The organism is Rhodanobacter panaciterrae, from assembly GCF_014651895.1.
In the GTDB taxonomy this organism is placed as follows: domain Bacteria; phylum Pseudomonadota; class Gammaproteobacteria; order Xanthomonadales; family Rhodanobacteraceae; genus Rhodanobacter; species Rhodanobacter panaciterrae.
The window spans coordinates 500,122-507,122 of record NZ_BMXT01000001.1; the positions used below are offsets into that span (position 1 = coordinate 500,122).

The following is a 7,001-nucleotide window of genomic DNA, read 5'->3' on the forward strand; positions in this document are numbered from 1 at the left end:
AACTGCCCAGCCATGAACTCCATAGCCGAACTGGTTTCCGCCTACCAGGCCGACAAACTCAAACTTCCCGCCCTGTTCGAAGCACTGGCGGCACGCGGTGCGTTGCCCGATGCCGAGCATCAGGCCGAACTCGAATGGCTTGAGCAGCAGGGTGCCGAGGGTGGCATCGAGCCGCTTATCGTCAAGGCGCTGCGAGCCAAGCTGGCCGTCGTGCAGGCGGGACTTCCGGCGCCATCGGCACCACCAGCCGATGATGCTGACGTTACCGTGGTCAAGCCGGCGACCCAGCGGCCGCCGGCGCCGCCGACGCCAATCGCATCTGTCGATGACGACGTTACCCGCTTGCAGCCCACCAAGCGTCCCACGCCACCACCGACCGACATCGACGAAGCCACCGTGGTCAAGCCGACCTCGCGTCCCGCGCCACCGTCATCGCCCGCCGACGACGAGGCGACGATGGTCAAGCCCGCCTCGGGCGCACCGCGACCGCCGGCGCAGGAAAACACCGTTGGCGTCACCGGCACCCAAGGTACGCAGCAGGGCATGACCGGCACCGGTTCCAGCATGAGCAACAGCTCCAGCTGGAATCACATCGCCGACGCGGAGGGCGGCGACTTCGTCACGGTCGGTTCGTTGCTCAAGGGCCGTTTCCATCTCGAGAAGGAGATCGGCCGCGGCGGCATGGGTGTGGTGTTCCTGGCACGCGATGAGCGCAAGGTCGAGGCACGCGACCGCGATCCCTATGTCGCGGTAAAGGTGCTGAATGACGAATTCCGCCGCCATCCCGATTCGCTGATCTCGCTGCAGCGCGAGTCGCGCCGCTCGCAGCAACTGGCGCACGACAACATCGTGCGCGTCTACGATTTCGACAAGGACCGCACCATCGTCTTCATGACGATGGAGTATGTCGATGGCTCCGATCTCAAGCAGCTGATTCGTGAAAAGGCCTACAACGGCATGCCGCTGGCGCAGGCGCGGCCGCTGATCGAAGGCATGGCGCGTGCGCTCACGCGTGCGCATGCCGCCGGTGTGGTGCATTCCGATTTCAAGCCGGCGAACGTGATGGTCACCCGCGACGGTGTGCCGAAGGTATTCGACTTCGGCATCGCCCGCGCCGGCAAGCATATGGGCGATGCCGTCGGTGAGCAGACCGTGTTCGACGCCGGTACGCTGGGTGCGCTGACCCCGGCCTACGCCAGCCTGGAGATGATTCGCGGCGAGGATCCGGTCCCCAGCGACGACGTCTACGCGCTGGGCTGCGTCACCTTCGAGCTGCTGACCGGCAAGCACCCTTACGACAAGGCCAGCGCCGAACTGGCGATGAAGGAAGGCCGCAAGCCGCCGCCGGTGAAGGGGCTGACCAAGCACCAGTACAAGGTGTTGTGCGCGAGCGTGGCGTTCACCAAAGAACATCGCCTGAAGAGCGCCGCCGAACTGGTCGAGGGGCTGCGCGAGGTGGGTCTGCGCGAGCGGACGATGCCTTATCTGACCTACGGCGTGCCGGCAATCCTGGTGCTTGCCGGCGGTGCCTGGGCCTGGACTAATTATCGGCACACGCATCAGGTGGCGGAGGTGATCGGGCGTTTCGCGATGACGCGGGCGGATCACTATGCAAACGAGAACCAGGCGCGGCAGGCACTGAATACACTGAACGACGACGATCGCAAGCGCATCATCGTGGACCAGGGCGACTTGATCCAGAATTACCTGCTGAGTCGCATCGACGCCTACTGGAACCCGCCCAAGGATCGCTATGACTATGCCGGGACGCAGCAGGTGTTCAAGCTGCGCGACGATCTGAAGCTGTATTCGCCGGCACTGGACATCAAGCGCAGTGCGGTGGAAAAGCAGAAGAACGATCTGCTCAATTCGCTGGACACCCAACTCAGCCAGCAGATCGGCGCCGACGCGATCTTCGAGAACCAGCCGAACAATGTCGTCACCACGCTGGCGCATATCCGCGCCATCGATCCGAACAGCGCGCTGCTGAAAAACTCCGAGCTGGAACTCAAGTACGACACGGCAATCGGCAAGTCACTCGATGCCGGCCACGTCGACGAAGCCGCCACCGAACTCAAGCTGGCCAGCAGTCTGTTCCCGGACTCGGCCCGCTTGAAGCAGCGCACAGCGCAGATAGACGAGCTCGGCAAGGCACTGGCCGCGCAACAGCAGCAGGAGCAGCAGGCGAAGCAGTTGCAGCAGCAGCGCGAACAAGGTCTGCAGACGCTGACCGGCCTGCTGGATCACCCGAACAACGCCGACGACTGGCGCAGCCAGGCGGCGACGGCATACCGCGATGCGGCCAAGTTGCTGGCCGATGATCCGCGGCTGACGGCGCAGGCCACCCGGCTGAAGCAGGTGCTGGCGGCGCAGGCAGCCGAGAAGCAGACCGCTGGCGATCTGGCCAGCGCCATCAGCATCGCCGGCTTCGGCATCGATCTGTTCCCGGGCGATGCGACCCTGTCCGCCACGCGCCAGACGTTGCTGGACCAGCAGAACCAGTTGGCGCAGAAGGCGGCCACCGAAGCGCAGCGCAATGCGCTGGCGAAGAGTCGGGTCACCGATCTGCTGGCCAAACCGCTCGGTACCGTGGTCTGGCTGCAGGACGTCAAGAGTGCGTTGGGTAGCGCGCAGAGCCAGATCGGTGCCAACTCGCCGGACTATGTCGCCTTGAAGGGCAATGTCGATGCCAGCCTGATCAAGTTGTCGCGCGATCGCATTGCCGCCGGCGACCTCGATGCCGCCGAGCTCGTCGGCCACGCGGGTCAGCAACTCGATCCGGCCGAGGCTGGCTACGCCAAGGTGCTGGCCGAAGTGGCCAGTGCCCGCACTGCGGCGCAGCAGAAGACCGCGCAGCAGCAGGCGCAGGCGCTCACCACGGCGCGCACGACGCTCGCTGGGCTGGCCGCGAAACCGGTGCTCACGCCGGACTGGCAGCAGTCGGTAGCGACTGCAATGGACACACTGCACGCCGACACTTCGCCGGAAACCGCGCGCGTCGTCGATGCCCTGGGCAACGCGATCGCCAGCGAGGCGGCCCGGCTCGCCGATCCGCAGCACTTGCCGCAGGCCAGGCTGGCGGTGGACTTCGGCCTCAAATACGTGCCGAAGTCGGCACAGCTGATCGCGCAGAGCGCCAAGCTCGATGCGCTGCAAAAGGATCTGCAGGCCAAGGCCGCGCAGGAAGGCGCCGATGCCGAAGTGACGTCGCGCATCGAGTCGATGAAGAGCGCGGTGGCAGCCGGCGATGTGAGCAAGGCGAGCCAGTCGCTGGCGCGGATCCAGGTGCTGCAGCCGAATAACCCGTTCCTCAAGACTGACGGACCGAAACTGCTGGCCGATGCGTACCTGGGCCAGGCGCAGGATACGTTCCAGAAAGGCCACTATCAGAAGGCCGCGGATGTCCTCGGCCAAGGCCTCAAAACGCTCGCCGGCAATGCCGATCTGCGCGCGGCAAAGGCCCGTTACGATCTGGTCGCCGCGATCATGGCGGCGGGCAAGCCGCCGCTTGCCAGCGCCGAATACGATCAGTTGAAGAAGCAACTTGATGGCCTGCACCGAACCGACGCCGCGGCACTGACCAAGCTCGAAGCGGACATGAAGATACGCGGTCAACTGTCGGCCAAGTCGCTGGCCGAACAGCTCGATCGGCTCAAACCCACCGGTGCTGCACCTGCCGGCGCACCGGCAGGTCCGCAAGCGCCATTGCCGGTGACACCGACGCAGGCGCCGACCACGCCGGTTGCGGGAACAGCGCCAGCCGTCGTTCCCGGCAAACTGCCGGTGGCCGCGGGCAAGCCGGGTGCGGCAGCCCAGCCAGCCGCGGCGGCCACGCCGGCGGGACCAGGAGGGCCGGATTCATGCGCGAAACCCGAGCTGGTCGGCAAGGGCAAATTCTGCTCCGACAGCATGAACGGAGCGCGCGGCCCCTTGCTGGTGGTGGTACCCGGGATCAGCGGCGGCAAGGCCTACGCCATGTCGCGCACGGAAATATCCATCACCGAGTTCAATCAGTTCTGCCGGGCCAGCGGCAAGTGTGCCGCCGTCACGGTGAGTGACCCGGACCTGGCCAACGCGCCGATCAGCAATATCAGTCTGGATCAAGCCAAGGCTTATGCGAGGTGGTTGAGTGACCTCAGCGGTGGTTACACCTATCGGCTGCCCAGCGATGCGGAGTGGGTGCATGCGGCCGGTGGTGGCAGTGGCTGGAAACAGGCCGACGACAGCAACTGTGTGCCGCCATCGGCGACCGGTGGTGACAGCAACGGCGCACCGGTGTCGCCGAAGGGGCGCTCGCGCAATCCGTGGGGTCTGGTCAACATGACCGGCAACGTGTGGGAATGGGTGGTCAGCGGCGGCAGCGTGATGGTGCGCGGCGGCAGCTACAGCAGTTACTGGTCGGACTGCAACGTCGACACGCATCGCGCCGACAGTGGTTCACCGCAGAAAGACGTAGGTTTCCGGGTGCTCAGGGAGCTGAAATGACTGAACGCGAACGGGCCATCAACAAGGACCTGCGTGTGCTGGATGACGCGCATCGGCTGGGTCGGCTCACGCGTGCCGAATACCGTGCGCGCCGCCGTCGCGTACTCCAGTCGTTGTACGACGGCAACGGCGTGGTCACCGCGCGCAAGACGCTGGTGCCGGGTAGCGGTTTCACGACGACCCCGCACGCACGCCAGACCCATGCCACGCCGACGAGCGATACACCGATGGCCTCTGGCCGGGCACTGACGACGCTGCTGTCGATGCGGCCGGGGATTGCCTGGAAACCGTTGCTTGCCATCCTGGTTGGCGCCGTAGTGCTGATCCTGCTGGCGTATTGGCTGCTGCATGGGAAGTAAAGATAACGGTCCTCGCGGTTTCGAATGTCCGGAAGACATCAATCAACGAAACCAGGATTGGAAGTGACACTTCATCTGTCATGCCTAGGTGTCAATGTCAGGGTTCGGCTTGGGGGCCGGTTTCGGGTTGCTCAGCCAGTCTGGCTCACGATAATTGGCACCAAGGGGAGGTTGCGCCTCATAAATGAGATACACGTCACGGTTTGATGGCTGATGCATCTGCTAGGACCAGTTGCTATTTTGAGCGACTGAAGGTGTATCCTGTGCGCTCTGTGGGAAGCAGAAAACGGTAGGCACAGGCAGCAATTGCCTGGCTTCAAAGGGGTTGGAATTTCGCAGCTGGCGTGGCCTCGGGATGCCCCGAGGCGCGCTGTCATTGGAAGATGATGCGGCCCGGGGGAATGTATCGTGCGAATTGTTTGCTTGACAGCAGCCTTGGCATTGGCACTGACTGGCGAGGTCGTCTGCGCGCAAGACGCCAGCGCGGTTTCGACAGGTCAGACATCCAGTAAGGCCACCGAGCCCACAGCGACGGCTACGTCGCCGCCCCAGGCGCCTGGCAGTGTCGTCCCGCCGATGAAGGATCGCGATGCCCAGGCCGCGCAGAAAATCGCGGTGCAGGGCTTTCGCGTCACCGGCGTCGCCGACCATGCGAGCCTCGGGGTGACACCGGCAAGCATCCAGGCAGTGGCCGACGCGCAATACCAGCAGTTCGCCAGCAAGGCCGGCGGACCGGTGGAGTTGACCTTTGCCGAGATGCAGGGTGTGGCCGACAAGATCGTCGAGCGCTACCGGACGGCCGGTTTCATCGTCTCCAATGCGTTCCTTCCCGCACAGACCATCGGCCCCGACCATATCGTCGAGATCCAGGTGCTGGAGGGCAAGATCGGCAAGATCATCGTCAAGGGCACGAAGCGGTATCAACCCGACATCATCTCGGCGCCAGCGGAAAAACTCCGGGGCAAGCCGCTGCAGAAGGGCGATGTCGATACCGCGCTGCTGTATGCACGTGATCTGCCGGGCGTCACCGTGGCGTCGACGTTCCAGCCGGGTGACCACACCGGTGATACCGACCTGGTGATGGTCGCCAACGAGGCGAAGCGGCCGTACAAGATCACCTTGGGCGCCAACAATTACGGTACCGACCTCACCGGCCAATACCGCGCCCAGGCCGGTCTGGAATGGGACAGCCCGCTGCACATCGGCGATACCTTCAATGCCAACGTGGACTATGCGCTGGACCCGAACAACAACGTGTATGGCGCGTTGTCCTACCGCGCTCCGCTGCCGACGGTGCCGGGTCTGAGTGCGGTGGTCGGCGCCTCCCGCAGCGAGTTGCAGGTGAATACCGGGCACTTCGCGGCACTCGATGTCAAAGGTCCGACCTCGCTCTTTTACGGCGGCGTGGACTGGAAGTTCATCAACCGTGACGGCCTGCAGTCCGTGGCTACCGCGCACCTCATCTCGGAAGAGTCCCAGCTCAACAGCCTGGGCTTCAGCCTGTCGGATGAAAAGTTCAATCTCGCCGAGTTTACCTATGGCCTGATGCACACCGATCGCCGCTTCGGCGGTGTCGACATCCTGCAGGTCGGTTTGCGCAAGTCGATCAACGACAAGTCCGCCGAGCCCGACCTGGTCAGCCCGCAACATGCGAGCAATTTTGTAGTCGGCAAGGTCTCCTACACGCGCCTGCAGTTTCTGACCAAGTCGCAACGGCTGTATTTCAAATTCGTCGGCCAGTACACCAACAATGCGCTGATTCCACTCGAACAGTTCGTGCTCGGCGGCCCGGACAGCACGCGCGCCTACCCGATCGCCGATGCGCTGCGTGATCGCGGCTTCTACACCTCACTCGAGTATCACGTCGACGCTCCCGGTTTCGGCAATGTCGTGTCGCCGTTCTACGGCCGGCCCTGGCGCGAATTGCTCGAATTCGAGGTGTTCGTCGACTACTCCAAGGGCTACTCGGCTGGCGCCAACAAGCTGATCACGCCGGCGACGGCCACGCTCAGCGGCGCAGGTGCAGGCCTGATCTTCCGTCTGCCGCGCTTCAACCAGTTTGCGCTTCATCTCGACGGTGCCGTGCCCCTGAGTTCGCAAAATGCGTCTGATGGGAAGGGCTTCCACATCTACTGTGGTTTCAGCTTCACGTATTGA

3 protein-coding genes are annotated in these 7,001 nt (G+C 64.0%); all 3 read left to right on the plus strand.

Annotation, left to right across the window (positions count from 1 at the left end):
* The first annotated feature begins 12 nt into the window (after positions 1–12).
* The 3 genes from IE071_RS02210 (at position 13) to IE071_RS02220 (ending at position 7,001) form a co-directional block, all read left to right on the plus strand.
* Positions 13–4,485, plus strand: coding sequence for a bifunctional serine/threonine-protein kinase/formylglycine-generating enzyme family protein (locus tag IE071_RS02210; protein WP_189439543.1), 4,473 nt, complete (start codon positions 13–15; stop codon positions 4,483–4,485).
* Positions 4,482–4,844 carry a hypothetical protein gene (locus IE071_RS02215; protein ID WP_189439544.1) on the plus strand — a complete coding sequence of 121 codons (363 nt, stop codon included), beginning with the start codon at positions 4,482–4,484 and terminating at the stop codon, positions 4,842–4,844. The genes IE071_RS02210 and IE071_RS02215 overlap by 4 nt, the downstream gene beginning before the upstream one ends.
* Before the next feature lie 414 nt (positions 4,845–5,258).
* Positions 5,259–7,001, plus strand: a complete 1,743-nt coding sequence (locus IE071_RS02220) for a ShlB/FhaC/HecB family hemolysin secretion/activation protein (protein WP_425503438.1) — start codon at positions 5,259–5,261, stop codon at positions 6,999–7,001.

Excerpts from the sequence above, each read along its gene's own strand:
- IE071_RS02210 (WP_189439543.1), top strand. The coding sequence starts at position 13 with ATGAACTCCATAGCCGAACTGGTTTCCGCCTACCAGGCCGACAAACTC.
- IE071_RS02215 (WP_189439544.1), top strand. The coding sequence starts at position 4,482 with ATGACTGAACGCGAACGGGCCATCAACAAGGACCTGCGTGTGCTGGAT.